We start from the raw sequence: 1,774 nt of genomic DNA, 5'->3' as shown, positions 1-1,774 counted from the left end.
TGTTGTTTGAGAACTCAATAGTGTGTTTGGTGGTTTTTGTTTGTTGTTTTTTGTCGTGTCCGCATTTTCCCGTTTGGGGGCGCGACGTGTTTTTTTGGATGCCAGTTTTGGTGTCTTTTGTTTGTGATCGGATTTTTCTGATTCGAATTCTGCCTCGTTTTGCGAGGGGTTTTTGTTTGGAGAGTTTGATCCTGGCTCAGGACGAACGCTGGCGGCGTGCTTAACACATGCAAGTCGAACGGACCTTCGGGTTAGTGGCGAACGGGTGAGTAACACGTGGGTGATCTGCCCTGCACTTTGGGATAAGCCTGGGAAACTGGGTCTAATACCGAATAGGACCACGCGCTTCATGGTGTGTGGTGGAAAGCTTTTGCGGTGTGGGATGGGCCCGCGGCCTATCAGCTTGTTGGTGGGGTAATGGCCTACCAAGGCGACGACGGGTAGCCGGCCTGAGAGGGTGACCGGCCACACTGGGACTGAGATACGGCCCAGACTCCTACGGGAGGCAGCAGTGGGGAATATTGCACAATGGGCGCAAGCCTGATGCAGCGACGCCGCGTGAGGGATGACGGCCTTCGGGTTGTAAACCTCTTTCGCCAGGGACGAAGCGCAAGTGACGGTACCTGGAGAAGAAGGACCGGCCAACTACGTGCCAGCAGCCGCGGTAATACGTAGGGTCCGAGCGTTGTCCGGAATTACTGGGCGTAAAGAGCTCGTAGGTGGTTTGTCGCGTTGTTCGTGAAAACTCACAACTCAATTGTGGGCGTGCGGGCGATACGGGCAGACTGGAGTACTGCAGGGGAGACTGGAATTCCTGGTGTAGCGGTGGAATGCGCAGATATCAGGAGGAACACCGGTGGCGAAGGCGGGTCTCTGGGCAGTAACTGACGCTGAGGAGCGAAAGCGTGGGGAGCGAACAGGATTAGATACCCTGGTAGTCCACGCCGTAAACGGTGGGTACTAGGTGTGGGTTTCCTTCCTTGGGATCCGTGCCGTAGCTAACGCATTAAGTACCCCGCCTGGGGAGTACGGCCGCAAGGCTAAAACTCAAAGGAATTGACGGGGGCCCGCACAAGCGGCGGAGCATGTGGATTAATTCGATGCAACGCGAAGAACCTTACCTGGGTTTGACATGCACAGGACGCCGGCAGAGATGTCGGTTCCCTTGTGGCCTGTGTGCAGGTGGTGCATGGCTGTCGTCAGCTCGTGTCGTGAGATGTTGGGTTAAGTCCCGCAACGAGCGCAACCCTTGTCTCATGTTGCCAGCACGTAATGGTGGGGACTCGTGAGAGACTGCCGGGGTCAACTCGGAGGAAGGTGGGGATGACGTCAAGTCATCATGCCCCTTATGTCCAGGGCTTCACACATGCTACAATGGCCGGTACAAAGGGCTGCGATGCCGTGAGGTGGAGCGAATCCTTTCAAAGCCGGTCTCAGTTCGGATCGGGGTCTGCAACTCGACCCCGTGAAGTCGGAGTCGCTAGTAATCGCAGATCAGCAACGCTGCGGTGAATACGTTCCCGGGCCTTGTACACACCGCCCGTCACGTCATGAAAGTCGGTAACACCCGAAGCCGGTGGCCTAACCCTTGTGGAGGGAGCCGTCGAAGGTGGGATCGGCGATTGGGACGAAGTCGTAACAAGGTAGCCGTACCGGAAGGTGCGGCTGGATCACCTCCTTTCTAAGGAGCACCACGAGAACCAGGCCCGCCCACATCGTGTGGGAGTTCGGTGATCTTGGTCGAATCGTTGGATGGACCCGTTGCCTCTTTGGG

At 56.7% G+C, this 1,774-nt stretch carries 1 rRNA gene; it reads left to right on the top strand.

The features are described from left to right. Window positions 1–173: 173 nt before the first annotated feature. Window positions 174–1,681: ribosomal RNA gene (locus tag P9A17_RS33170) — 16S ribosomal RNA — on the top strand. The last annotated feature ends 93 nt before the right edge of the window (window positions 1,682–1,774 follow it).

The organism is Mycobacterium sp. 236(2023) (assembly GCF_029623955.1).
Lineage (GTDB): Bacteria > Actinomycetota > Actinomycetes > Mycobacteriales > Mycobacteriaceae > Mycobacterium.
The sequence above is the reverse complement of the archived record's forward strand: the minus strand, read 5'-3'. Positions and strand labels throughout refer to the sequence as shown.